General features: G+C 57.3%; 21 protein-coding genes. 14 read left to right on the top strand and 7 right to left on the bottom strand.

The annotated features are described in order from the left end of the window. Positions 1-20: 20 nt before the first annotated feature. A complete protein-coding gene (locus tag M1136_02295; protein MCL5074469.1) occupies positions 21-224 on the bottom strand; it encodes a thioredoxin family protein in 204 nt (67 codons plus the stop codon). 36 nt (positions 225-260) lie between these two features. Beyond that, the gene (locus tag M1136_02290) at positions 261-713 is read right to left on the bottom strand and encodes a thioredoxin family protein (GenBank protein ID MCL5074468.1); all 453 of its coding nucleotides are present in this window, start codon (positions 711-713) and stop codon (positions 261-263) included. 308 nt (positions 714-1,021) lie between these two features. Between M1136_02290 and M1136_02285 the strand changes: the two genes are divergently transcribed. The 5 genes from M1136_02285 to M1136_02265 all read left to right on the top strand — a co-directional run bounded on the left by M1136_02285 (position 1,022) and on the right by M1136_02265 (position 2,828). After that, positions 1,022-1,324, top strand: a complete 303-nt coding sequence (locus M1136_02285; protein MCL5074467.1) for a hypothetical protein — start codon at positions 1,022-1,024, stop codon at positions 1,322-1,324. Then, positions 1,305-1,691 (top strand): type II toxin-antitoxin system VapC family toxin, encoded by a 387-nt coding sequence (locus M1136_02280; GenBank protein ID MCL5074466.1) that lies wholly within the window; start codon positions 1,305-1,307, stop codon positions 1,689-1,691. Before M1136_02285 ends, M1136_02280 begins: the two co-directional genes overlap by 20 nt. Before the next feature lie 19 nt (positions 1,692-1,710). After that, a complete protein-coding gene (locus M1136_02275; protein MCL5074465.1) occupies positions 1,711-1,950 on the top strand; it encodes a hypothetical protein in 240 nt (79 codons plus the stop codon). Between the two features lie 253 nt (positions 1,951-2,203). Continuing rightward, a complete protein-coding gene (locus tag M1136_02270) occupies positions 2,204-2,407 on the top strand; it encodes a type II toxin-antitoxin system VapB family antitoxin (GenBank protein ID MCL5074464.1) in 204 nt (67 codons plus the stop codon). Further along, positions 2,397-2,828, top strand: a complete 432-nt coding sequence (locus M1136_02265) for a PIN domain-containing protein (GenBank protein ID MCL5074463.1) — start codon at positions 2,397-2,399, stop codon at positions 2,826-2,828. Before M1136_02270 ends, M1136_02265 begins: the two co-directional genes overlap by 11 nt. 252 nt (positions 2,829-3,080) lie before the next feature. On the opposite strand, the gene M1136_02260 is transcribed toward M1136_02265, so the two are convergent. The 3 genes from M1136_02260 to M1136_02250 all read right to left on the bottom strand — a co-directional run bounded on the left by M1136_02260 (position 3,081) and on the right by M1136_02250 (position 11,851). Further along, positions 3,081-4,043 carry a DUF5714 domain-containing protein gene (locus tag M1136_02260; GenBank protein MCL5074462.1) on the bottom strand — a complete coding sequence of 321 codons (963 nt, stop codon included), beginning with the start codon at positions 4,041-4,043 and terminating at the stop codon, positions 3,081-3,083. A gap of 98 nt (positions 4,044-4,141) precedes the next feature. Further along, complete coding sequence (locus M1136_02255; protein ID MCL5074461.1) at positions 4,142-10,156, bottom strand: tetratricopeptide repeat protein; 6,015 nt, start codon at positions 10,154-10,156, stop codon at positions 4,142-4,144. 303 nt (positions 10,157-10,459) lie between these two features. Then, a complete protein-coding gene (locus tag M1136_02250; protein MCL5074460.1) occupies positions 10,460-11,851 on the bottom strand; it encodes an extracellular solute-binding protein in 1,392 nt (463 codons plus the stop codon). Between the two features lie 450 nt (positions 11,852-12,301). Between M1136_02250 and M1136_02245 the strand changes: the two genes are divergently transcribed. The 6 genes from M1136_02245 (at position 12,302) to waaF (ending at position 20,123) form a co-directional block, all read left to right on the top strand. Then, entirely contained in the window at positions 12,302-12,616 is a 315-nt protein-coding gene (locus tag M1136_02245; GenBank protein ID MCL5074459.1) for a hypothetical protein, read from the top strand. Continuing rightward, entirely contained in the window at positions 12,568-15,501 is a 2,934-nt protein-coding gene (locus M1136_02240) for an Ig-like domain-containing protein (GenBank protein ID MCL5074458.1), read from the top strand. Before M1136_02245 ends, M1136_02240 begins: the two co-directional genes overlap by 49 nt. Before the next feature lie 149 nt (positions 15,502-15,650). Beyond that, entirely contained in the window at positions 15,651-17,078 is a 1,428-nt protein-coding gene (locus M1136_02235) for a DUF5719 family protein (protein ID MCL5074457.1), read from the top strand. 106 nt (positions 17,079-17,184) lie between these two features. Next, positions 17,185-18,159: a glycosyltransferase family 2 protein gene (locus M1136_02230; GenBank protein ID MCL5074456.1), complete on the top strand. Its 975-nt coding sequence runs from the start codon at positions 17,185-17,187 to the stop codon at positions 18,157-18,159. A 334-nt stretch (positions 18,160-18,493) separates the two neighbouring features. After that, a complete protein-coding gene (fabZ, locus tag M1136_02225; GenBank protein ID MCL5074455.1) occupies positions 18,494-18,943 on the top strand; it encodes a 3-hydroxyacyl-ACP dehydratase FabZ in 450 nt (149 codons plus the stop codon). 142 nt (positions 18,944-19,085) lie between these two features. Further along, positions 19,086-20,123: a lipopolysaccharide heptosyltransferase II gene (waaF, locus tag M1136_02220; GenBank protein ID MCL5074454.1), complete on the top strand. Its 1,038-nt coding sequence runs from the start codon at positions 19,086-19,088 to the stop codon at positions 20,121-20,123. Here waaF and M1136_02215 read toward each other — a convergent pair. Then, positions 20,070-20,354 (bottom strand): hypothetical protein, encoded by a 285-nt coding sequence (locus M1136_02215; GenBank protein ID MCL5074453.1) that lies wholly within the window; start codon positions 20,352-20,354, stop codon positions 20,070-20,072. The two genes, waaF and M1136_02215, sit on opposite strands and share 54 nt — an antisense overlap. Positions 20,355-20,726: 372 nt before the next feature. Here M1136_02215 and M1136_02210 point away from each other — a divergent pair, with 372 nt between their 5' ends. Genes M1136_02210 through M1136_02200 form a run of 3 tightly spaced genes read left to right on the top strand, consistent with a single transcriptional unit; the run spans position 20,727 to position 22,731 of the window. Continuing rightward, entirely contained in the window at positions 20,727-21,245 is a 519-nt protein-coding gene (locus M1136_02210) for a DUF4446 family protein (GenBank protein MCL5074452.1), read from the top strand. 8 nt (positions 21,246-21,253) lie between these two features. Then, the gene (locus tag M1136_02205; GenBank protein ID MCL5074451.1) at positions 21,254-21,943 is read left to right on the top strand and encodes a DUF3786 domain-containing protein; all 690 of its coding nucleotides are present in this window, start codon (positions 21,254-21,256) and stop codon (positions 21,941-21,943) included. A gap of 20 nt (positions 21,944-21,963) precedes the next feature. Further along, the gene (locus tag M1136_02200) at positions 21,964-22,731 is read left to right on the top strand and encodes a protein-L-isoaspartate(D-aspartate) O-methyltransferase (protein MCL5074450.1); all 768 of its coding nucleotides are present in this window, start codon (positions 21,964-21,966) and stop codon (positions 22,729-22,731) included. On the opposite strand, the gene M1136_02195 is transcribed toward M1136_02200, so the two are convergent. Then, positions 22,728-25,121 carry a hypothetical protein gene (locus tag M1136_02195; protein ID MCL5074449.1) on the bottom strand — a complete coding sequence of 798 codons (2,394 nt, stop codon included), beginning with the start codon at positions 25,119-25,121 and terminating at the stop codon, positions 22,728-22,730. The two genes, M1136_02200 and M1136_02195, sit on opposite strands and share 4 nt — an antisense overlap. Positions 25,122-25,124: the final 3 nt, after the last annotated feature.

The raw sequence follows: 25,124 nt of genomic DNA, 5'->3' as shown, positions 1-25,124 counted from the left end.
CCTTGCGGAACCCGCTTCCTTCAGGAGGCGGTCTTCTCTGGCTGAACTTCCAGGGCGCGCAGCACCTCCTGAAGATAACGACTCTCTGGTGTGGCCCCCATAAACTGTATCTTCTCGTTGATTACCACCTTAGGCACCCCCATAACGCGATACTTTTGCGCTAAATGGGGAAATTCTGTGGCCTCAATGACATCAGCTTTAATGTGGGGGGTTTCAACGGCCATCTTATGGGCCAACCTGGCCGCCATCGGACAATGTGGTCAGGTTGGTGTCACGAAGACCTGGATATGGACATCCTTATCCATTTTTTGCAATTCCTCTTTCGTCTTCGTGGATAGGTCCGTCGTGCCTTTAGAGATGTCGATGATCCCCTCGACGAGTGTGGAGAACTCGTAGCCGGAGGGGATACCAAAGAACCTTACCTGCGTGCCCCCCGCACCGCCAACGATGGTGGCCGGTATCTTGTCCACATTGTACTGTTTGGCTGTCTCCTTATCGGCCACAAAATCGTACACCTGGAGATGGATCTTATCAGAAAGGGCGGCCACTTCCTCCAGGAGGTCATGCGTCTCCTTGCAATAAAGACACTCCTGTCCAGGAATGGTCAGCTTGGACTGATGTTGGGTAAAGTAGGTGATTTGCACCTCGTTCCGCAGTTCCTTGGCAAAATGGTCTTTTAGAAACTGCTGGTCTTTCTCGGAAATCAAAGCCATTGGATGGTCCTCCTTGAATTTATGTAGTGGCGTTCGGAAACGCTTCTTAATAGGGCAAAAACCAAGCCATCAAGTTTTTGACCAGATTGGGCAGCGCACTTCGATTATATGATACTCAGGCAAGGTAGTCAAAACGATGTAAGAATATTGAACGAGAGGTTCCCCAGAACACAAACAAGCCCGCAGGGCCGCCTTGAACCCCCTGTAGGGATTGGGGAGATATACACTCTCGATAGGGCCTTGACAGATACACTCAATTGATGTATATAAATTATACATCAATCGTATATATAAATGAGGTGTATATAATGCCTAAGCAAGAGACGGCGAGGGAACGGGAAATTGAGAGGGTCAATGTGCGCTTCCCTAAGGGGCTGATGAGGGAGTTGCGGCGGTACGTCCCTGTTGGGAAACGCAGTCAGGTTATCATCGCCGGGACGGCCAGGTTGCTGGCCGAGCTGAAACAGAAAGAGGCGCTCAAAGCGGGAGCCGGGGCCTGGTCCGACGAGAGCCATCCCGAGCTGAGGAGCCAGGAGGACATCAACCGCTATTTGGCGGAGCTGCGCGCCTCCACCAGTAAGAGGCTGGGTCATGAACGGCTATCTCCTTGACTCGGACATCATCATCTGGCACCTGCGGGGCCGTCAGGAGGTGGTAAGGCTCCTGGAAAGGCTGGCTGGGAGGGGGGAACTGGGAGCTTCAGCGGTCTCGGTGTTGGAAGTGCAAGCGGGGGTGAAGGCTGGTGAGGAAGAACAGACTAACACCTTTCTGGAGGGCTTGACCTGTTGGGCAGTTGACCGGGGGATAGCCAATCAGGCGGGAGAGTATATGCGGACCTATAAGGCCAGGGGAATTACCCTGGATTTCGCCGACAGCCTGGTGGCGGCCACGGTTGTTCTCCACGACCTGACCCTGGTGACAAAAAATGTTTCCCACTACCCTATGCCGGAGCTCCGGCTGCTCGGAGAGGAAAGCTAGACGCTAAGGAAGTTATTTGGTGCGTAGGAGTTATCTGAGCGTGGCAGAGGTTCGGGCCATCACCGCAGAGGTTGTGCGTCATTATCCGGAGATGGAAGGGGTGGAACCGGCGATTGCCGTGAAAGGCACCGCGGCGCCTTTTTATACCCTTACCTACCGCAGGGTGTGGCGTGCTGAGGGTGGTGCCGAATTGGTGCGGATAGTCAGGGCTACTGTTGATGCCACTGGCCGACTGGTCAAGCTGAGCGCCTCGAAGTAAAGGCCGATTAACCCCGGACAAGCGTCTTCTATTTTATGCGAATGGGTTAATTCGAAGAACGTCTATAGTTTAAATGGTCTCGTAATAATGTGGTTATCCTTCTGACTTACTAATTTCTTTATGGATTTCCTCAGGTTTTTCACAATCTTTTGTAAAACAGAGAACCGGTATCTTGGGCTGGCCTACTTGCCCTGTGATTATAGTTGCTGTATACTTTGTATGCTTCAGAAATACATAAAGGGAGGCTGTATCAATGCGGCACACTGTATTCGTCAACGATGGGCTTTTGGAGGAGGCCCGCCGCGTGCTGGGGACGGAGAGTATCCGGGCCACCATCGAGGCAGGGCTACGGGAGGCCATCCGCAAGCGCCGTCTTGAGGAGCTGAGATGGTCCCTGGGCACCGTGGATCTGGACCTGACTCCTGAGGAGCTAGTGAGGCTGCGAGATGAGGGATAGTTTATATCTCATCGACACCTCGGTTTGGCTGGAGGTGCTGCCGCCGGGGCGGGCGGCTTCTGAGCTACGGGAGCGGGTAGATGCCCTGCTAGCAGCCGACCAGGTGGCCACTACGGGCATGATCCGTCTGGAGCTCGTGAGTGGGGCAAGAAACGAAGCCGACTATAGGCGGCTGGAGGAAATGCTGTCGGCCCTGCACGCAGTCCCTGTGGCTGAGGAGCGGTGGAATGAGGCCGCGCAGTTGGCGTTTCGGCTCAGGCGCCGCGGCGTGGTCGTGCCCTCCACTGACCTCTTCATCGCCGCAATAGCCATAGCTGCCGGAGCTACCGTCTTGCACCGCGACCGCCACTTCGATATGGTGGCGAGTCATGCCTCCCTTTCCGTGGAGAGCCATGTCCCAGCGGTGAGTGGGGGCGCCTAGCCCAGGGCTACAGCGTGCTTCTTCACCAACTCATCAATCTCCGCCAATTCCCCCTTCAGTATCTCGCGCACCATCCGGGCAACTTGCCGGTGCTGGTGATCTTCCCCACGCCGCCGTTTCGCCTAACGTTTTCCGAGTTGCCGAAGTCACACAAAATGCGATTTGGGTGGAGGCTGATAGGCCGTAGCCGGCAACACGGTGTTATGCGCTGTTTCAGGCGAGTTTGGCTGGCTATAAATTCCGTTAGCCCTCTCACCTGCTCTTGGACAGCATACCTCTCTTCGGAAAGTAACCACACTTTGCCCCTCGGCATCCATGGGGATGTCTTTTGAAATAGGAGCAAACGATCCTCTCCCGATGAATGGGTAGTTTGATATCAAGATATTCCTTGGCGAGACCACAGCCAACGGTCAGACCAGTCCACACATAGCTCTTGCAACAGCAAGGACCTGTTTCGTTGGCCATTGCATCAACTACTCTGGCTACGGTACGCATGGTGATCGCCGTCTCTTTGTCCTTGGGACACTCGGCTCCCAGAATCACACTAAAAACTGCCCCAATAGACACCGGCACACCACATACCCCTGTCAGCCCGCAATAGGCAGAGATAGATTGTCTCTGAGTACGATTCATCGCCTCGATGATGTATTTATCATCTATGCCTGGGTAGCCCCCATTCTTCAGAGCGGTCATAAATGCAGCCGCAGACACAAGGGCATTTTCACAACCAAGCATCGGGATATTAGGGTGAGTCATCAAAACTTCCGCGATGGCCAAGGGGTCCTTCAAACTACTGGACAGGGCGATGTCCTTAATCGCTTCATAGGCTCCCTTGCCATGGCATGCTTCGCAAACATAGTGCCCTTCGGGACACCTGACATAGCCCTTCTCTTCCCTGCCGCAGTAAAGGCAGGTGCCACTCACTGGCTCCGTCAGATACTCCAAGGGACCACCGCAGATCATGCAATTCTCCTTTTGCCTGGCTGCCTCCTTCCTGGCGATAGTGAAATGGATCTCCTCCTCCCCCTTACTTTCTTCGAGAATGAGGTACCCTTCATCCTGGGCAAAGCGATGAACCATCTTCTCAAAACTTGGCCTGACAATGACCTTAATGGACTCATCGTCCTCTATCGTGGCGATGGCTTCCTTGATAGGGGTGGCCAGGGTGTCGAGGCAACAAGCCCCCTTGGCATCCACCGTTTTGACAACTTTCATCTCACATCCTCCTCGCCCGAAATGGCGTATAACTGTTCAAATATGCGAACTAGTTCATTCTATGCTCCTAGGATAGAACTTATCACGCAGTACTTTGGTTATTTTCGACGCTCCATAGCGCGGTGTAGAAGGGCTGAGGCCGAAGCCGAGGTCAAATGACGGTAGGCATCAACGTAATCTGGTTTCAGCTCTAAAGCGCGCTGCAGCTCCTCTATGGCTTCTTGATATCTGCCCAACTTCTTCAACACCACGCCACAGTTGCGACGATGAAGCGCATTGCGTGGCTCGAGCTTGGCCGCATGGCGATGTTCTTCAAGAGCCAGCGTGTACTCGCCACACTGCTCATACAGTTCGCCCAGTGCACTATGCCAGCTGGCTCGGCCGGGCTCCAGACTCATAGCCATCTTAAGGGCGTTTATGGCCTCGTCCAGCCGATTCATCCGTCTCAGGAGGCCGGCCATATCGGCGTAGAAGACCCCTTTCCTTTCCAGGGCTACGGCCCGTTCATAGGCGGCCAGGGCCTTATCCCAACTGGATTCGGACTCGGCCAAGTGGGCGGCTTCGTAATGAAGCATAGCCTCATAAGGGAACCTCTCCAATCCCGTTTGAACATAGGTGACCGCTTGATCCCCATGGCCCAGAAGGCGGCTCACTCTGGCTGCAGCGTAAAGGTAATCCGCTTCACGGCTCAGTTTTAGGGCTGTCTCTAGTTCGGCCAACGCCTCTTCCAGTAGACCCTGTTCTTCGTACAAGATGGCCAGCTGATAATGGGCCGGGGCATAGGTTGACTCCTCGCTGATGATCCGCTGCATCCTTTCTTGTGCCGAGGCATAGCGCCCGCGCAGCTTATACATAATGGCTATGTCCAATTCATAGTCCCTTTGACCCGGCGCTATCTTCAGGGCCTGGGCATAGCAACGCATGGCCTCTCGTAGATCCCCGCGCTGGAGATGGATGGCTCCCAGTTCAGCGTAATTTGCGGCCTCCGTCGGGGCAAGGCTCAGCGCCTCTTCCATCATCTTGAGAGCCTCACTGCTGCGACGTAGCCGCCGCAGGATTCGACTGGCGTGGCGAAGATAGACTGTCTGCTGTGGCCTTCCTCGGATAGCTTCCTGATACTCAGACAGTGCCTTCTCCCAGAGGCTCTTGGACTCATATAGCTGACCGAGCTGAGCGTGCCATTCAGCCGGGGTTGGCCCCAGCTTAATGGCCTGTTCCAGATCAGTCTGGGCCTCCTCCTGTCCCAGGCAGAAGCGAATCCTGGCCAGATCGTAGCGGAAAGCGGCCACCTCAGGGGCAAGGTGGACGGCTCGCTCATAGGCGGCCAGGGCCTTTTCCCATTCCCCGCTCACTTCATAAATACAGCCTTGCTGGTTGTACAGAGGAGCAGCCTCTAGTCCCTCGGCCAATCCCTCCTCGATCAAAGCCAGCCCTTCCGCCACTCTCCCCAGATGAAGGTAAAGGCCAGCCAGATGACAACGGAAAGAAGCCTCGCCTGGCGCCAGGCTCAGGGCCTGCTGATATTCGGCTATGGCCTCTTCCCCATTCCCCTGGCGCTGATAAATAGCACCGCGTCGATCGTAGGCCGGCGCATACGTTGGGTCGATGGCGAGGGCTTTTTGCAGGTGTTCAAGGGCTAAACGGTGATATTCGCTGTCTTCCTTCTCCACAGCCAGCTGGCCATAGACATCGGCTATGGCTGTGTGAAGCACACAGCTCTGCGGCGAGTATTGCAGCGCTGCGGTGTAATGCTCGAGGGACTGCCCGAATAACCCTATCTCCTGGTAGGCTATCCCCAGGCTATACAGACTATAAACATCGGCTGAGCCGCAGGTGACGGGCTCTCTCAGTATGGTGATGGCCTCCTGGGGGTGGTGCAGGCGGACCAGAAGGAGACCCTGTTTACGTCTGTAGGACATCTCAGCAGGAGTGAGCCGGAAGGCCGTTTCATATTCCTGCGCCGCGCGTTCCAGCTCTCCCATAGATTCCAGGATGGAGCCGAGTTCAGTGCGCCAGAGGGCTGATTCCTGTAATTCAAGGGCCAGCGTGAGTTGGGATGCCGCCTCAGGGTATCTTTGCAAATGGTAGCAGGCGTTGGCGGCATTCCGCCAATAAGATGCCTCTCGTGGCTGTAGCTCAGCGGCCCGGCGGAAGGAATCTGCTGCCTCGAGCCATTGTCCCATTTGTTCGTAGGCCTGTCCGAGCTCGTTATGCCAGGCCGCCTCGTCAGGATCCAGGGCGACACCTTTGCTTAACGCCTCACTGGCCTTCTCCCACTGCCTCAAGGCTGCGTAGGTCAAGGCCGTCTCGCGGTGAAAGAGGCCGACGGTCTCATCGATTTCCACGGCTCGCAGACAGTGAGGGAGGGCTTCCTGCGGTCGGCCACTTTCCCGCAGGGCAGCCCCAAGCAGCACGCGGGCCTCGGCCCAGTCGGGTTGAAGGGCCGCAGCCCTCTCGAGATAGCCGACAGCCCTCTCCCAGTGCTGGAGATGGGAAAGGAGGCGTCCTACATCGAAAAGATAAACTGCCTCTGGCTGTAGTTCGCTGGCCCGCTCATAGCTCCTTAAGGCTTCCTCCAGGAGATGAAGGGCTTCCTGCGCCTGTCCCAGCTGATGGTGCCCTTCAGGGCGCAGTGGTTCGGCCGTTACGGTAGCCTGGAAGAAGTGCACTGCCTCTGCAAAGCTGCCCAGCTGAGCGCAGATGGAGCCGGCTAGCCGAAGGTAAGAACCGCATTCAGGCTGAAGTTCTACAGCCCGTGTCGCCTGGCTGAGGGCTGCTTCCAAACGTCCTTGGGCAAGGAAGACTTGGGCTAGCTCAAAGTAGGCTTCAGCCAGGTCGCTTTGTAGAGCGATAGCTGTTTCCAGTTCGCCAAGGGCCTCGTCTAACCAACCGGCCAGACGGAAGCAGCGACCAAGCGTCACGTGGTAGAGGGCGTTGTCTGATTGCAGCTCAAGCGCCCGCTGTAGTGAGGCGATGGCCTTCTGGGTGTTTCCCTGGGCCAGGTAAACGAGAGCGAGCTCGTAGGGCGCCGCGGCCAGCTCTGGCCGACGCTGCGCCACCGTCTGTAGCTCGGCCTCGGCCTCCACCAGTCGTCCCAGCTGCTGGAAGGCACTCCCCAGATAGAGGGAAAACAGGGGTTCCCCTGATTGCAGTTGGACGGCTAGAAGGAATTTAGATAGCGCTTCTTGAGGGTGGGAGGTATCCTGATATGTGAGTCCCAATTCGGCGTGGAGTTCAGCTCCCTCTGGGGCAAGCGAGATAGCTTCCTTCAGAAGTTGGATGGCTATCTCATACTTGCCCAGTTGGCGATAGACCTGGGCCTCTCGCTTCAGGTATACGGCTGTGAGGGGGGCCAGTTCCACCGCCTGCTGGTGGTGGGCCAGGGCCTCCTCATAGCACCCCACCCTCTGATGGAGGAGACCGAGCTCACTATGGGCATCAGCAGCGATAGTTGGGGCGCCCTTCTGCTCCGAGAGATACAAGGCTTGCTCAAACGAGAGTTGGGCCGCCTCATCCTGCCCCAGGTGTGCCTGCATGATGCCGCAACTGTAGCGGTAGAGTGGCTCATCTGGAGCCAATACAGCGGCGGCCAGCTGGGCGGCGAGTGCCTCCTGGTAGCGGCCTTGCTCGCTGAGAACCACACCTAATTCATTTTGCCACTCGGCCTGGGTCGAGTCCAGGCGTAAGGCCATACTCAGCTCCGTCTCCGCCTCCTCCAGGCGGCCCAGAAGCCTGAGCAGCCACCCGGCCCGTTCGTGATACTCAGCCTGTTCCGGTCGATAGCGGATGGCCTGACGGTACTGCTTCAGGGCCTCCTCAAGCCGGTCGCACTGCATATAAAGTGAGCCGAGTAGGGCGTATCCCTCGGCCCTGTGCGGGTCCAGACGTAGTCCCCGCTGTACCACGGCCATCGCCTGGGTGTGATCGCCCATCCTTTGATAGATGCGCCCCAGGTTGATGTGATTTAAGGACTCATCTGGACGCAGTCTGATGGCCAGGCGGAATTCTTCCAGCGCCTCAGGGTAACGTCCAAGCGCCTCACATAACTCGGCTAGCGCGGTGTGCGCTTCCAGGCACTCCGGATCCAGGGCGATTGCCTGGCGGAGAGTGCGTAAGGCTTCTTCCTGATCGCCTTCCCTCCGTTGTATGCCAGCGCGGTGACACAGGTAGTGGGCCTTTGGCCTCAGGTCAGAGGCGGCCAGGAATTCTGCACTCGCTCGCTCGAGGTACCCCTCGCTTTCGTAGATGTGGCCCAGGCGATGCCGCGCCTCAGCCTGCATTTGGTGAATGTGCTCAAGAGCCTTTGCCAGCTCCTCTTTGGCCTGCTCCAGGTCGCCCTGTCCCTGTCGGACAGTGGCGGCACCGAGGTGATATTGCGCCCAATTGCCCCCGAGCTCGGCCGCCAGCTGGTGCTGGACAAGGGCCTCGGTGTATCTCCCCTGTTCTGTAAGTACTTCGGCCAGCTCCTGGTGTAGATCGGCCCGTTGTGGTTTGAGCTTAACGGCATCTTCCAGGACCGCCCGGGCATCATCGAGACGCTTCAGTTCTTCGAAAGCCCTGGCAAAATGGCGATGGAGGTCAATGTCTGCCGGATTGAGCCGCACGAGGCGGTTATAGGATCCCGGTGGTTCGTTTTGGACTACACATCTGGCGGCGAGAAGAACGTCGGCGTAACTTGCTCCAGGGCGCAGTATGGCCTCCAAGACCCCTGCTCGTGCTTCGGACATGCCGTAGAGGAGGGGCATGATCTCCGACCAGGACTGAACGCCGTCGTCACCTAAAAGGGTAGGGAGCGCTTGGCCTCGTTCCATCGACTCTTTTAAGGCTACCGCGGCGAAGAACTGTCCCAGGAGGCCGCTGCGGAAGGTGAGAAAAGCGCGTTCCCTAGCGGGGATAAGGATACCTGTATCTACCAGTCGATCGAGGATCTCTCGACCGCGCCAGGAGCCGCCTGGGGAGAATTCCGCTGGGTGATCCCTTTGAGGAAGGAGCGGGCTGCTCTCAATCAAACGTTGGCAGAGGGTACGCTCCAGAAGAGAGGTGTGCTGCTGCCGCATCTCCAGGGCGAGGCGGGCCGCGGCCGACCAGACGGAGGCGAGGTGCTGATCCCTCTCTGCCGGGCTGTCTTCCCGCGCCGTCTCGATCAGCCTATGCACGATCTGGTGGAGTAGATTGGCGGTCGTGGCGGCCTCGAAATCGCTGCGCTGGGAGGCAAGGGAACAGAGCATCCCCAGAATGCGTGGGTTACGGGCCAGTTCCCACCATCCCTCCTCGATGGTCAGTCTTTGCAGGAGTGCTTGAGCGCAGCTCTCCTCCAAGGCATGGCTGACATACTCGGCCACCTCCCGATCGGATAAGGGTTGAACGACGGCCGTCTCAGCCGTTCCAAACCAGGGCTCCAACAGGGGATAGTCGTGTGTTCGGCAGGTGATGATGAGGCGTTGTTGAGGATGGGAAGAGATGAAGTCAGCCAGGGCGCGGATGCTCTCTAACGGGTTAGGAAAGGTGGCCCGTTCCAGGTGATCGACAAGGAACAGGAAGGCGCTCTGTCCCAGAAGCTCGTCGAGTATCTGCCGCCTCGCCTTTGAGGAGCCCAGCGACCCACCTGGGAGCCAGGGCGATGGGGTGGCCGCATAATGTTGAAGGGTGGCGAGGATGGCCTCCTCGAGGATCTCTTCCATCAGGCGACTCAGGTCAAGGTACAGTGGGATTCGCCGCTCGGCGCAAAGCAGGCGAGGGGATATCTCACCCGTGCTTGGGTGGAGGGCATACGAGGCATAGTCATAGGTGAGAGCCTGGAGGAGGGTGCTCTTACCGCTCCCAACCTCTCCCAGGATCAGCCAGAGGTAGCTCCTTGGCAGGACGTCAGCCGGAGCGATCCCCATCTGGGCGGGTTGAGTGGCGCTGTCTGTTTCCCCTGGCTCAGCAGAGGGCTCTTCGCTCAAGGATACAGCAGATAGCGACCTGAGATGCAAGGGGACGTAGCGGGCGCGCAAGGCGGCCAGGGTTGGGTCGCCGACGAGGGCCTGGAGGTAGTCCTGCAGGAGCGTTTCTACACCTGGGCTGAGCTGTGCTTCTCCATTGGTCTGGCTCTGCGGCTCCTGGGCGTTCATCTCTTCTTCCTGGACTATATAGCCTCTTACATAATGACCCCCAAATCCGCCTTCGGCGGATTCAGGGTAGCCCTTCAGGGCTTTGTTAAATAGGGGGACGCTCCCTGTGACCCCCGGTCCGCCGAAGGCGGACACTCCCATTATGAAAGTCCCTGATTCTGGTTGGTCAGAGCCTCAGTCGCTGGCTCAGGAAAGCCCCCCACCCGTTCGAAGTCGCTCAGATTATACCATGTCTTTAAGGCATTAAAAATGGCTGGCGGGACATAACGTTATGTCCCGCCAGCCAGGCTTTTACGGGTCAACCTATTTGGCGTACTTCTTCAGCTCGGCATCGAGCCTGGAGACCATCGTTTTGATGGTGGCGTCCACGGGCTGCCCCTTGATGATATTGGTCAAGGCTTCGGCCGTCATGGTGCCGTAGGCGGTGAAGCCGGGGGTCACCGGGGGAGGCTGCCCCCACTCGATCAATTCCTGATAGGGGATGTTGAGTGGGAAGGTCTGGTACTCCGGTATCTGGGCCAGGACCGACTTGCGGGCCGGCAGGCTGTTGGTCAGCTTCTGCCAGGTCGCCGCTATCTCCTTGCTCGTCGCAAACTTGATGAACTCCTTAGCCTCCTTCTGATGCTTGCTGGCGGCCGTGATCGTGAACATGAAGTGTCCTGTGTGGGTGATGGGCGTCTTGAGGTAAGGCAACGGGGTGATCGACCAGGGCAGATTCGGATACTTCGCCGTCAAGATGGGGTAGAGATCCTCTGGGCGAAGGTAGGTGGCTGCCTTGCCATCCTCGAAGGCATTGGGGACTGTCGCCTGAGGCGAGAGCTGCCACTTGTTGAAGAAGTCGGACATGAACTGGAAGGCCTCCAGCGCCTGGGGTGTATCGAGGTAACCAGACGCCTTAGAGCCGTCGGGGCTTACGCCCATGTAGGTGGGGGTGCCCGGCTTATCATTGGAGCGGATCAGCGGTAGCCAGTCGTAGAACGCCCCCAGGCTGCGTGTCACCAACCCCCAGACCTTGGGGACGCCACCGGCGGGGATAGGACCGACGACCTTGCGCAGGGCCTCAGCGAACTGGGGCCAGGTCCAGGCATCCTCTAGGGTTCTCGGTGGCTTAATGCCTGCCTCATCGAACATCTTGGTGTTATAGAAAATGAGGAGGGTGGCTTGCATCCAGGGAGCGCCGTAGAGTTTTCCTTCGTAGGTGCCTTGCTTAACCGAGGTTTCAACGAAATCAGCCATATCCTCCTTGGTGTAGATATCACCCAGAGGGATGATGGAACCGGCGTAGGCGTAGCTGACGATGAAGGGCCCACCAGGCCAGATGATGTCAGGCGGATCGCCTGAGGCCAGGTAGACAGCTATCTTACGGTAAAACTCCCCGAAGGGCACTGTTTCATAAGCGACCTTGATGTTGGGGTGCTTTTCCTCAAACATGGCGACGATTTTCTTGGTGGCTGGTTCAAGTGGTTCACCGGCTACACCGAAGAGACGGATAGTAACGGGTGCTGGCGGTTTGGTGGGCGTCGCCGTCGGTGGCAGCGGCGTCGGGGTCGCCACAGCCACTGGAGTAGGTGTGGCTGGTGGTGGAGCCGCTGGCTTGGTTGGCGTTGGCGTTGGGGCGGCTGCTGGGACGCAGGCGCTGGCGACGAAACTGAGCAGCAGAATGACCACGATTGGCAACAGGAACAGTCTTTTCACTGAGGGTCTCCTTTCACAACAAACTTTCGCAAAACGAAGTGTTGCGCTTCCGCGGAAAACATGAGCAACTGTCTGCCTTTATTGATCACCTCCTTCGGAGTTTCAAGCCCTCACCATCTCCTGCAAGGCTCGAGATGAGGGATCGGAGGCCAGGTCGAAGACTCTTCGAGTCGAAGAGTCTTCGGGGCGGAGCCCCATCCTCCTTCGGCGGACTCCGGGGGTGTCGGGCGGCATCCCACCTTGGCCCCCCCAGCTTTGTTTTTCACGATGCGAAAAATGTTTCCGCGAAAATTATAGAGCCAAACCAGAATGCTTGTCAAGCTATCGACAACGACACGGTGGCGTAGTATAATAGAGGTGGGCTGGTAAGGCGATTGAACCAGGTGGCTGCTTTGTAAGGACTGACTGTTCTGTATGTGGAGGGCGAATAGCCGAGCCGGGAGGTGGTACATGCTGAGAAGGCGTCACTTTTTGGCCATTCTGGTCTGCTTCGTCATCATCCTCGGTCTCCTTACGTTGCCCCTCCATCTTCCCCGTCCGTCACTTTTCGTTCCACCCATAGCCCACGCCGATGGTGGCGACTGGCCCATGTTCCGCCACGACCCAACCCACAGCGGCTACAACAGCGACGAAACTAGTCTCAAACCCCCGCTACGGCTCAAGTGGAGCTATAATATGGGGGGCTACCGCTGCTTGGTGCAGCAGTGGACGGAACTATGCTGTATGAGGGTTCCTACGGCCAAAAGGGGAACGGCTCCGAGATAGACATTGTGCCTACGCCGATGCCTAAGCTACTACCCATGCCCTTAGCCACGGCAACGCCTGGGACCGTGCGAAATAGCACTGCAGTAAGCGGCGGCATCTATGCCAACACCACGTGGGACCTCGGTAAAAGCCCATATATCGTGACTGGAACGGTAACTCTGTTTCCGGGCTGCACCCTCACTATCGAGCCGGGCGTGCAGGTGCGCTTCGCGGCGGGGGCCACCCTTATCATCCGTGGCGCATTAGTGGCCGAAGGAACGGCTACTAACCGGATCGTGTTTACCTCGGATAGTCCTGCTCCCATCAAAGGAATCTGGGGTGGAATTCAGGTTGCCACGAATCAGGGTGGTAAGGTGTCTCTCAAATTCGTCACCGTCGAATATGCGCAAACTGCCCTGTCCGTCGAGTGCTGCTGGTCTGGCGGGCCGGTCAATATCTCGGACAGTGTGTTCACCAATAACGTCACGGCATTGGGAGGCTACGCAGGCTGGGATATGCAGGTTGACCGCTCGACCTTTGAAAAAAACACGTACGCCGTAATGAGTGCGGACAAGAAGATCTCTAACTCTGTCTTTAGAGATAACCGTTATGGCTTATATGAGACGGAGCGTGTCAGTGTGTACGGCAGCACGTTTACGGGCCACGAGGTTGCCCTATGGGGAGGACGGGGCGTAGTCAAGTATTCTACCATTGCAAACAACGGCACTGGTGTGCGGGCCTTCTTCGAGGGGTTCACTCTATCGAACAATACCATCACGCGCAACACTGTGGGCGTCATTTTAGGCCAGTATGACTCCTATTCATCACCTGTGAGTTTTAACAATATCTACGGCAACACAATCGTCACGGGGACCATCAACATGAAGAACACTGGGCCATCCAACAAGGATGCGCTGAACAACTGGTGGGGGACAACCGACACTAGTGTGATAGAAGCGGGCATTTACGATGGACGGGATGACCCTGTGCTCGGTTTGATCAACTACCAGCCGTTTCTAACCGAACCCGCTCCCACCTCGTTAGTGACTACGTCCCTTTCCTCACTCGCAACCTACCAGTCTTCTCCCTCCTTCTCTGTTTCTTGGTCTGGAACTTCAGATCCTGACCCCATCGCCTCCTACGACGTGCAGTATCGGGATGGAGGGGAAGGAGCATGGACCGACCTCATCACCGCCACCACCGCCCTCTCCACCACCTTTAGCGGCCAGGACGGCCACATCTACTCCTTCCGGGCCCGGGCCACCACCACTACCGGTGTGGTGAGCGATTGGAGCGACCCTGTCTCCACCACGGTGGATCTGACGGCACCCACGGGGACGTTGCAGGTGCAGGGCTGGTCCTCTCCCTACATATCCAACACTGTCACCCTTTCAATCTCTGCCTCCGACGCTACCAGCGGTGTCTCCCAGATGCAGTTCGGACCCGACGCCCAGAATTTCAGCGCCTGGGAGCTGTACGCTACTACACGGAGTTACCTGGCACCACCAGGAGCCACGGCCGTCTACGGCCGCTTCAAGGACAACGCCGGGAACATCTCCCAGCCAGTAAGCGCCACCATCACAGTGGACTCTGCTCCGCCCACGGGGTCTATCACCATCAACGGCGATGCCGCCTACGCCAACGCCATCAATGCCACCCTCACCTTGTCTGCCACAGACAACCTGAGCGGTGTCTCAAGCGTGGCCTTCTCTAACAACGGCTCCACTTGGAGCGACTGGCAGAGTTACGGCACCAGCAAGTCCTGGGCCCTGGCCAGTGGCGCAGACGGAGAGCGCACCGTTTTCACCCGCTTGCGGGATGCGGCCCAGAACGTCTCCCCTGTCTACTCGGATACCATCATCCTGGATACGACGCCCCCCGGGACGCCCCAGCCCGATGACGGGATCAGCGGCGTGAGCAATAATCCCCGCCCTACCTTCCGCTGGCCAGAGGTCACCGACAACCTGAGTGGCCTGGCAGGGTATTACTACAAGGTGGACAGCGGCGCGGAGGCGCTGGTGCTGGGGACCGCCGTGACCTTAACCACCCAGAGCGATGGGAACCACACCTTCTACGTGCGGGCCAAGGACCGGGCGGGCAACTACAGCCCTTACGGGTTCCACACCTTCTCCATCAAGACCAACCTGCCCCAGTCCCCCGGCATCATCCAGCCGCAGACTCCCACGGCCTATGACCGCACCGTGGTCAGCGGCATCAGCGAGCAGGGGCTCACCGTTAAGCTCTACGTGAATGGCTCCTTCGTCGGCCAGATCACAGCGGGTAGCTACGGGGTCTGGAACTTCGTCAACGTGCCCCTGGCTATGGGTGCTAACATCCTTACGGCCACTGCCACCGACCAGGCGGGTAATATCAGTCTGTTTTCCACCCCGGTGGTAGTAGACAGGGTAGAGGTCTGGGCCCCACCGCCAGCGCCCCAGGCCTCCGCGGTCATCTCCACCACTGGCGGGACCGTGGCCGCGGGCAACAATGTCTCCGTCACCGTGCCCAGTGGGGCCTTCGCCGAAGAGGTCAACCTCACCTTGACGCCCTATGCCACGGCCAGCGCCCCAGGTGTCTTCGGGGTGGTCAGCGCCAACGCCTACACCTCCATCACCGCGGTGACCACCGCCAGCGGCACCCGGGTAAGCAGCTTGCAGCAGCCGGTCACCATTACCATCGCCTACAACCCGGCCGTGCTGGGCAACGTCCCCGAGACCAGCCTGCAGATTTCCTATTATGACGAGGGCACCAGGCAATGGGTGGCCCTGCCCAGCGTCGTAGATACGGTGAACCATACCGTCAGCGCCAGCACAACCCATTTCTCGTTATACGATGCTCAGGCGTCTCTCCTGACCAAGAAGGTCTACCTGCCGCTGGTATTTAAGTCCTGGGGGGCTGGCTGGTAGTTTATGGGCAAAGGTTGGTCTCGCAGCCATCTTTGGGCCAAGCGGGCAAAATTCGCAATTTTATGCTATTGACAAATGCTGTTTCTGGTGCTAGTATGTATTCAGCATCCAGCTAGCGATCACCCGTCCATTCATCTCACGAGGAGGGTATGATGAGAAGACTCACTGTTGTGGCGATGGCCGTGGTGGCTTTGGTTTTGGCGATATCCCTCGCCCTGCTGGGGGTAGCGGGGGTGGGGGGTGGAGCAAAGAGCACATCGGTCGCTCTGGCCGCTCCGCTGGGTTCACCCCCGGGAACCTGGGTAAGCAGCATCACTGTACAGAATCCTAGCACCCAGAGTGCGACCGTAAAGTTGGAGATCGTCGATCAGAACGGGGCGGTTAAGTTCTCGGATACGGTGACGGTGGCAGCTGGGGCCTCCAAGCTGTGGTATGTGCCCAATCTCACTGGGCTTGCCTCTGGCCGCTACTCCGCAGTGATAAGCAGCGACCCTGTGCGCGTGGTGGCGATCGCCAACCTGGTTTCATCTAATCCTAGCACGGGCGGTAGCTATAGCGGCGTGAACGATGATCAGGCAGCCTCCTCTTTCTATATCCCATCCGTATATAGAGAGTATTATGGCTATACATCGAACATCGTCGTCCAGAACGCCGATACAGCCGATGCCAGTGTGACGGTGACCTTCAAGAACAAGCTCGGTACGACAGTAGATACGAAGACGACAACGATCAAGTCTGGCGCCTCCTATACCTTTGATCAGGCCGGTCAGACGGCGCTTGGCTCTAACTTTGTTGGTTCGGCCGTCGTCGAGGCTGCGGGGGGCAAAAAGGTGGTAGCCATATTCAACATCTCCAGCAGCGCCGGCAATGGGCTCTTCTCTACATCGAATGGCTTCTCCTCAGCCGCAGCGGGCACGGTCGCTTACCTACCGGTAATCTACAACGATTATTACAGCTTCCTTACCAGCTTCCTCGTCCAGAACGTGGATACCGCTGATGCTAACGTCCAGGCTGTGTATAAGAACCATCTCGGCCAGACGGTCAAGACGGCTACGGCTACTATCAAGCCCGGGCAGTCCAATCTCTGGTACCAGCCTAATGACGGTCTGGGCTCGAAATTCCACGGTTCGGTGACCGTAACCAGTACGAATGGGAAGAACATTGTGGCTGTGGCCAATATCCTGAATAATGTGACCGGTCGCTTATCGGCCTACAATGGGTTCACTGGCGGCTCGGCGACGATCGCTCTCCCCGTTATTATGAACATGTACTACGGATGGGTGACCAGCTTGACCGTTATGAACGTGGATACAGCGGCAGCCAACGTGACCCTGGAGTACAAGAGCGCCACTTATAACACGACGAAGACCGCTACGATCCAGCCAGGAACCGCTCAAATGTGGTATCAACCCAATGATGGGCTGCCTCAGCGCTTCAACGGTTCAGTGAAGGTAACCTCGACTGGCGGCGTAAAGGTCGTCGCCGTGGTGAATGAGGAGAAGCAAAAGGGCGATGATAACGTCAGTGATGCTGGACCCGGCGATTGGCTGATGAGCTACAACGGCTCCAATCAATAGTCAGTCATCTCAATCAAAGGGATAAAAGGGGAGCCAGCGATCGTTTGATTGCTGGCTCTTCTATTTATCTTCTAGTGAATATATTGTCCATCTTAGATGGAGACCAATGAAGCTGATCGTCCAGATCCCTTGCTATAATGAAGAGCAGACCTTGCCCTTTGTGGTGGCCAGCATCCCTAGGGAAATCCCGGATGTGGATCAGGTTGAGGTGTTGGTCGTCGACGACGGGTCCACGGATCATACTGCGGAAGTGGCCCGGCAGCTTGAAGTGGATCATATTGTCCGTCACGTGGGTAATAAGGGACTGGCGGCTGCCTTTCAAAGCGGCCTGGATGCCTGTTTGAAGCTTGGCGCAGATATCATCGTCAACACCGATGGCGACAACCAATATCCGCAAGAGGAGATTCCCAGGTTGATCCGGCCAATCATCGCTGGTGAGGCAGAGATCGTCGTGGGGGACCGGCAGACGGGTAAGAGCGCTCAATTCTCATTGCCGAAGAAACTGCTTCAGGCCATAGGTAGCTGGACCGTGCGCAAGGCCTCGCACACGGCTGTCCCGGATGCACCGAGCGGTTTCCGGGCATTTTCTCGCGAGGCAGCCCTGCGGCTGAACGTGATCTCGAAGTATACCTATACGCTGGAAACGCTTATCCAGGCTGGGACGCAGCGCATGGTCGTGGCCCATATCCCCATCACCACTCACGAGCAGCTACGTGAGTCGCGCCTGATTAAAGGACTCTGGGGCTACCTTAAGGAGTCGGCGGCGACGATCATCCGCGTTTATGCGATGTACGAACCACTCAAAGTCTTCTTCTATCTTGGCCTGTTCCTCTGTCTGATTGGTGCAGCCGGTGTAGGCCGCTTCCTTTATTATTACTTCACTGGCACGGGGGCTGGTCATGTTCAGTCCCTTATCCTGGCGGCCGTCTTCTTAATCGTTGGCTTCCAGGTCTTCCTGATCGGCCTACTGGCCGACTTGATTGCAGCCAATCGCCGTTTGCTTGAGGAGATACTTTATAAGGTGAGAAATCTGGAAGTACAGAATCAGAGCGGTGGCGAAAAGAAAGTGAGCAAACGGTAAAGTGAGAGTGAGCAGCGGGGGTTCCAGGGGAGGCACAGCCCCACTGCCGGGATGGACTAGGGGACACAGCCTAGATCCAATTCCCCCCACTGGAGTAAGGGGAGGTCAAGGAGGGAACCCCCTCCTTGGAGGGTCCTATCCGCCTTCGGCGGACGCCCTAGTTCAAAATCCCCCCTTCTCCCGTCCCCCGAAGGGGGACGGGAGAAGGGGGGTAAGGGGGGATGAGGGCATTTCCCCTTGAACCCCCTGCGGGGGTTTGGGGGGAGATATTTAACTCCCTCAACAGCCTTTAAGGCTGTAGCCTCAGGATACGTGGAGTGTAAGGAGGCTATTGATGCTGGGCATTAAAGAGATATGGGAGGCATTACCCCATCGTTACCCCTTCCTCTTGGTGGATCGGATCGTTGAGCTCGCACCTGACGGCAGCCGGGCCGTCGGGATCAAGAACGTCACAATCAATGAGCCCTTCTTTCAAGGGCATTTCCCGGGTTACGCTATTATGCCCGGTGTGCTCATTGTGGAGGCCCTGGCCCAAACAGGGGGCGCTGCTGTCCTGGCCAATGCGGAGCACAAAGGCAAGATGGGTGTATTAGCCGGCATCGATGGCTTCCGCTTTCGCCGGCCGGTCGTGCCCGGTGATACCCTTCGTTTAGAGGTTACGCTCAGTAAAGTGCGCGGGCCCATCGGTAAGATGCATGGGCGTGCTACGGTGGACGGTCAGGTGGTAGCGGAGGGGGAGATCTTGTTTGCTCTCACACCCGTGGAAAGACTGGCAGAGAAGTGAAGTGCTAAGGCGATTCAAAGGGCATCTGATCAGCTTTGTCGGGAGGATTTTGCGCCCCCTCTTTCGACAGACAGGATGGCCGGAGGATTTTCGGCCATCTTCTATTCTGGTGATTAAACCGTGTTGCATTGGGGACGTGTTGATGGCTACGCCAACCCTGGCCGCGCTGCAGCGGCAGTTTCCCCAGGCTCGCCTCGGCTTTGCCGTCTCGGCCTGGTCTCGGGCCGTGATAGAGGGACATCCTGCGATCAAGGAGATAGTCGATTGTGGCCGTGTGGGCAGCGGAGCAAGGTTCACTTTGGGCGAGTATCTCGCTCTCATCAAATCCTTGCGCCGTGGTCGCTGGGATTGTGCCTTCGTTCTGGATCGTTCTCTGTGGATCAGCTTGCTGCCGTTTCTGGCCGGTATCCCTATCCGGATTGGCCTTGATAGTGAGGGGCGCGGTTTCCCCCTGACCCTGAGGGTTCCTTGTCGGCCAGGGCGGCACGAGGCGGAGCTATATTTAGATACGGTACGGGCTATCGGGATCCTACCTCAAGAGGCTCGGTTATCTTTTTATCCTTCGCCTGAGGACCACCTTAAGGCAGAGGAGGCGCTGAGCAGCGTTGGGACCAAAGGGACGAGACTGTTAGCCATTCACCCCGGTGGGGGAAGCAATCCAGGGATGACCCTGGCCGCCAAGCGTTGGTTACCAGAACGTTTTGCCACTGTAGCCGATAGGGCGGTAGAGAGTTTGGGGGTGACCATTCTTTTAGTGGGGGGTCTTTCTGATGGACCGTTGGCCACCCAGGTACAGAATAGTATGCGCTACCCGGCGGTCGACCTTGTGGGTGGCCTCACCCTGGGGCAGCTCGGCGCTGTTATCCAACGTTGCGCCCTCTTTGTAGGTAATGACACTGGCCCCATGCACCTGGCCGTAGCTGTGGGTACCCCGCTGGTGGCCATCTTTGGACCTTCGGATCCTGGGATGTATGGCCCCTATACAACACGGGCCAAAGTTGTCCGCAGCGCTGAACCGTGTAGTCCCTGCTTCCGTAATGGTGCCTTTCCGCCATGCCCTGTGATACGATGCATGGCGGCGATAAGCGTCGCTGACGTTTGGTCGGCTGTGGAAGAGCAGTGGGCGCTATTTAATAACGAAGGTCAGGGCGATGAGGACAAGGAGCATTATCCCGGCTAGTACGGCGATATTTTTCAGGTCGGCGGTGATGTAGCTGTAATCTGTGCTTAGCGTAGCGGGGCCAGTACGGCCAGTCCGTGTGGGTGGTATTGGTCGTGGCTGGACAGGGCTCTGGGCAGACTGCACGGGTGTGGCCTGACTTGGCCTTATTATTGGCGGGCTTGCAGCTATCTTCCGCTGTGCTTTCTTTTTTATCTTTCGACCATATTGGTCACGAGCTTTTTTGGGCATTCTTTTCCTCCTAACCTTAGCCATTATATCTTATTTCTGGCTGATACGACAAGGATACTAAGGGAGGTTGCCCTCATCCCCCCTTACCCCCCCTTCTCCCGTCCTCCGAAGGAGGACGGGAGAAGGGGGGAATAGAAGCTGGGGCGGAGGGTGTAGGGGCGAGGTGACCTCGCCCCTGCTGCCTCACAAGGAGAGATTAAGGGGGCGTAGCTTGGTAAGGGTCTCTCGGATGTGCCCCAAAACAAGCCCGCAGGGCCGCCTTGAATCCGCCGAAGGCGGATTTGGGGGAGATGTTCAACGCTCTGTCCGAACTCTTTGCCAAACTTAGCAGGGATGGGATAAAATGACCCTAGTGAAAGGAGGGATGAGGTAGTGGAAGTCGTGGAAGAGCTCTACCGTCAGCATGCAGTCTATCTTTGGCTTGGTCTCGTAGTTTTAGTGACCTTGCTACTCTTTTGGCTTATTTATCTCCAGGTACGGGTGAGCAGGATGATGCGTCACTATGGCGCTCTTACGCGTCACGTTGGTCACGGTAATCTGGAAGAGTTACTTAACAGGCATCTGGAGCGTATCACGGATACCTCCCTGAAGCTCGAGGAGTTGACAGCATTCTCTCAAGAACTGGATGGGAGATTGCAGCAAGCTATTCAGCGGGTGGGGATGGTCCGCTTCAATCCTTTCGACGATACGGGGGGCGATCAGAGCTTTGCGATCGCTATGCTTGATGCGGAGGACAATGGACTGGTGCTGAGCTCACTGTTTAGCCGAACGGGTACACGTATCTATGCTAAGCCGATTCACAAGGGGCGCTCCAAGTACAATCTGTCTGATGAGGAGCTACAGGCCCTGAGACAAGCCAATGCCGAGAGGCCATCGACTCGTCTGCGATAGGGGAAACGATGGATCAGCGCAGGGTGTTTGACACTTATCGCCCGGCCTTCGTCAAGGCTTGTCGAGATTTAGCGGGCCTCGAGCCGTTTGTCACTGCGGCCAAGGGTGATGTGCTTTACGTGCCCCTTACGGCGACCGCTGGCGAATTTGAAATCCCCTACCTCGGGCGTGCCCACCGGGTGAGTTATCCTGAGGTCAGGGTGCGTGAAGCGAAGACAGGTGAGGAGCCATCGCTTACCACCCAGATATTACTGCTTCATTATCTTCTTCACGCCGATGGCACACCTCTCTCCGGACGTTGGGTCTCCTTTCGGGAGCTGCCGGATGGGCGCGTCTACGATGCGGCCTTTCGGCAACGTTCAGTCGATCCCCTAGCGCGAGCCTTCGGCGCTGACCTGGAGGGTTTCGTCGCCGCGGCGAGGGCACTCGGGGGAGAACCGGCGCGCATGGCCGATGCCTCTTTCATTTTTCGCGTTTTCCCTCGACTCTTCCTGGCCTGCCTGCTTTGGCTGGCTGATGCTGAGCTGCCTCCTGCGGCCAACATCCTCTTTGATGCCGCGGCCGGTCATCAACTACCTACTGAGGACCTGTCGGCCGTTGGGGGCATCCTCAGCGGCCGTCTGCTGCGACCGAAAGGCTTGCAAAGCAGCAGTCCTTCCACTCAAACGCGGCCAACGGAAGACTTCGTTGGGTTGTAAATTTAGGGGGATACCCAAAGATGAATCGGCGATTATTGGCCTTCCTGGCCCTGACCATTTTGCTACTTGGGGCTGGGTGCGTCGAGAGCGTGGAGAGACGGACGGCGATGCCCACGCCCACAGAGCCGCCTGAAGCAACGACGGCCGCTGAGGAGGCAAGATTTGCGACGCAGCGGCGCATCATGGTGGAAACCCAGATACGGGCACGAGGGGTTACTGATGAGGCCGTGTTGGCTGTTATGGCCAAGGTACCTCGCCACAGGTTCATCAGTCGGGAGCTTTGGGGTAAGGCCTATGGTGATCATCCGCTACCAATTGGGGAGGGGCAGACCATCTCCCAGCCTTATATTGTGGCCTTAATGACCCAACATCTGAGGATACGGCCGGGGGACAGAGTACTGGAGATCGGGACTGGCTCAGGGTATCAGGCGGCTGTCCTGGCCGAGTTGACTGATCAGGTTTATACGATCGAGATCATCGATGTGCTGGCCAAACGGGCGGCGGAGCGCTTGACGGAGCTCGGCTATAGAAAGGTACACACAAAGATCGGTGATGGCTACTTTGGTTGGGAGGAATACGCTCCATTTGACGCTATCATTGTGACTGCAGCGCCGGATCACGTTCCCCAACCGTTGGTGCGGCAACTGAAGGATGGTGGACGATTGGTCATTCCGGTTGGGCCGCTGGGCAGCTATCAGACTCTGTGGTTGATCGAAAAGAAAGGTGACCAACTGATTTCGACCAATTTAGGTGATGTTATCTTCGTTCCCTTGCAGCGAGGACGCTAGGGTGGTCGTCTGGCCTCGGGTTGGGTGATTAAAGACAAAAGGAGAGTGGCACCTAAATAACTGAGGCTGGCCAGTCGAATGACGGTGGAGAAGCCGAAGGAGACGGCGATCATGGCGCTGAGGATCGAGGCGATAACTGAGGCAAAGCCGTTTACGCCCCAGGCCCACGGTACCAGTCCTGCGTCTATCTTATGCACAATTCCGAGGCCGCTGGGAAAAGGAAGACCCATCAGGAAACCAAGGGGGGCCAGGGCGAGGAGGCTCAGGGTGAAACGAATCGCTAAGCCCTGCCCCAACGTCAGCTCGAACATCTGAGCCAGTAGCCAGGGATAAATGAAGCCCAATAGTGGTAACAAAAACATGGTGCCGGGCTTGAACCGGGCCGAGAGCAGGCTGCCGATGCCTGAGAAGAGGAGGAGGGCGGCCAGCACGGCTGAGAAAGAGTAGGTGGGCTGACCCAGAAACAGGATGAATTGCTGCATAAGTGGAATCTCGATGAAGAGATAACCAACCCCGATCAGGGAGAAATAGGCGAAGGTCCAGCGGCGGTGTGGAAGTGGCTCACCGCCCTTTTTGAGTAGAAAAAGAGGCAAAAGGATCATAAGTCCTGAGACGGTGGTGGCCAGCACCAGTAAGGCCACCAGTAACAGATAGCCACTACCCCCAAAGGGCTGCCACATCTTACCCAGGTTCTGCAAGATAGCCCACGTCTGCCGCCATTTGAAGAAGTGGAAAAAGAAGGGCTTATCATCTGTAGAGGGCGAAATATCATAGGGATAACTCTGGTAAAGCTGCGCTCTGGTGGAGTCCGAGAGAAGAGCCAGGAAGGTGTAATAGTGAACGTTGCCGGGGAGGATGTTGAACCGATTCGTCTCTGCTAGGTTGATGCCCGGGTAGTAAATGAGGTCATATTTCAAGTCGTTGCAGAAACGTTTCACTCTTTCGATCTCTGTTGTTTCCAAAGGAGATTTCTTAGCCAGGATGGTTACTGTTGACCAGGTACGAAAGGCCAGGAGGTGGGCCGCTGGGTCCGCGATGCCGAGGTTGTTCAGGGCGACAACGACCAGGGAAAAGGTGCGCAGCTCCTCGGATGGGGGTATCTGAAGCCAGCGTGATACGACGAGAAGCCCCTCCGGGGAGAGGTGCTGGTAGTAATCCTGGAAGGCTTCGCTGGTTAAGAGATAGTTTTCAGATAGGCCGTAGGAGCCGGCAAACACCGGCCGGAAGGAGTCGGTCAAGGCTACCTGCACGATGTCGAATTTCTCCTCAGAGCGGTGCACATAGCTCCGCCCATCTTCGGCCACGGCGGTCACACGCTTGTCGCCGTAGATGTTGCCGGCGTAGTCAGCGAAGTATCGTCCAACGACGTCTACTATCAATGGATTGGCTTCAGCTACGGTGACCCTTTGGGCCCCAAACCGTAGGGCCATCAGTACATCCAATCCGCCGCGCGGTTCCAGAATCAGGACCCGGCTGGGATTGGGGCGCAGCTGATAAACGATAGCCGAGGGAAGGGAGGAGAGGAATTCGGACGGGGTTGCGGCGGCCTTGGAGATAGGCGAGATATCGTCACCATCGATAGCCAGCCCTAGCTGGGGTGGGGGAGGCTGTTCATAAGCGAAGCTCAACCCAACCGCCGAGCGCATGCCCCCGCTCTCAATTACATCTATACGGGAAAAGGCATTCCACTTCGTCAGTAAGACCTTCGCCCCGGGATAGAGGAGAGCTTGGCTGAGGGCCTTATAGGGTGAGATTCTGATATCCAGTGCTTTTGGGGAATGAATGAGGGCCAAGAGTAGTAAAGTGGAGAGGAGTAGAGACGCGGCGAGCCACTTACCCCTTGGCCAGGCAAGGGCAGACAGGGCGAGCGTTCCCAGGAGAGCAGATAGCACTATCGCTCCCTGTGCGCCAGTAAGCGAGAGAGCGGGAATAACGGCCAGACAGCCGCACGCCGATCCGGCCAGATTGGCGCCATAGATGCTTCCGACATGGGCTGGAAATGCAGCCAGCAAGATGGCGACGTAGAGTGCGGCGAAGAAGAAGGGTATACTTAGAGAGATATAGTAAATGAGCAGATAAACGATCTGGGCGCGGTCCCAGGCGATGCGAAAGGAGTCAAAGGGCAGGTAATTGATCACCAGGTAGCTGCCGATACAGCTCAAGGAGAAGAGAAGGACAAGCGGAACGAGCCCCCCCTTAGCGGAACGTTTCCAGCCTGAGGGGAGTATGGCGAGGAACGAGCCGCTGCCCCCAATGCCCAGGAGAGCAACGCTCACGCTGACAAAGGCGAAGTGGTACCACTGCGTGACCGAGAAGAGGCGAGTGAGAGTGATCTCGAAGAGTAGGGTTGCCGCCGAGAGGAGAAAGACGCTGCTGACAATTGAGGGCATGGT

Source organism: Chloroflexota bacterium (assembly GCA_023475225.1).
In the GTDB taxonomy this organism is placed as follows: domain Bacteria; phylum Chloroflexota; class UBA6077; order FW602-bin22; family JAMCVK01; genus JAMCVK01.
Note: the sequence above shows the minus strand (reverse complement) of the source record. Positions and strands in the feature narration are given on the sequence as shown.

Excerpts from the sequence above, each read along its gene's own strand:
- waaF (MCL5074454.1), top strand. The coding sequence starts at position 19,086 with ATGGCTACGCCAACCCTGGCCGCGCTGCAGCGGCAGTTTCCCCAGGCT.
- M1136_02245 (MCL5074459.1), top strand. The coding sequence starts at position 12,302 with ATGCTGAGAAGGCGTCACTTTTTGGCCATTCTGGTCTGCTTCGTCATC.
- M1136_02295 (MCL5074469.1), bottom strand. The coding sequence starts at position 224 with ATGGCCGTTGAAACCCCCCACATTAAAGCTGATGTCATTGAGGCCACA.
- M1136_02230 (MCL5074456.1), top strand. The coding sequence starts at position 17,185 with ATGAAGCTGATCGTCCAGATCCCTTGCTATAATGAAGAGCAGACCTTG.
- M1136_02240 (MCL5074458.1), top strand. The coding sequence starts at position 12,568 with ATGCTGTATGAGGGTTCCTACGGCCAAAAGGGGAACGGCTCCGAGATA.
- M1136_02285 (MCL5074467.1), top strand. The coding sequence starts at position 1,022 with ATGCCTAAGCAAGAGACGGCGAGGGAACGGGAAATTGAGAGGGTCAAT.
- M1136_02270 (MCL5074464.1), top strand. The coding sequence starts at position 2,204 with ATGCGGCACACTGTATTCGTCAACGATGGGCTTTTGGAGGAGGCCCGC.
- M1136_02280 (MCL5074466.1), top strand. The coding sequence starts at position 1,305 with ATGAACGGCTATCTCCTTGACTCGGACATCATCATCTGGCACCTGCGG.
- M1136_02235 (MCL5074457.1), top strand. The coding sequence starts at position 15,651 with ATGATGAGAAGACTCACTGTTGTGGCGATGGCCGTGGTGGCTTTGGTT.
- M1136_02215 (MCL5074453.1), bottom strand. The coding sequence starts at position 20,354 with ATGCCCAAAAAAGCTCGTGACCAATATGGTCGAAAGATAAAAAAGAAA.
- M1136_02265 (MCL5074463.1), top strand. The coding sequence starts at position 2,397 with ATGAGGGATAGTTTATATCTCATCGACACCTCGGTTTGGCTGGAGGTG.
- M1136_02255 (MCL5074461.1), bottom strand. The coding sequence starts at position 10,156 with ATGAACGCCCAGGAGCCGCAGAGCCAGACCAATGGAGAAGCACAGCTC.
- fabZ (MCL5074455.1), top strand. The coding sequence starts at position 18,494 with ATGCTGGGCATTAAAGAGATATGGGAGGCATTACCCCATCGTTACCCC.
- M1136_02200 (MCL5074450.1), top strand. The coding sequence starts at position 21,964 with ATGAATCGGCGATTATTGGCCTTCCTGGCCCTGACCATTTTGCTACTT.
- M1136_02195 (MCL5074449.1), bottom strand. The coding sequence starts at position 25,121 with ATGCCCTCAATTGTCAGCAGCGTCTTTCTCCTCTCGGCGGCAACCCTA.
- M1136_02290 (MCL5074468.1), bottom strand. The coding sequence starts at position 713 with ATGGCTTTGATTTCCGAGAAAGACCAGCAGTTTCTAAAAGACCATTTT.
- M1136_02205 (MCL5074451.1), top strand. The coding sequence starts at position 21,254 with ATGGATCAGCGCAGGGTGTTTGACACTTATCGCCCGGCCTTCGTCAAG.
- M1136_02260 (MCL5074462.1), bottom strand. The coding sequence starts at position 4,043 with ATGAAAGTTGTCAAAACGGTGGATGCCAAGGGGGCTTGTTGCCTCGAC.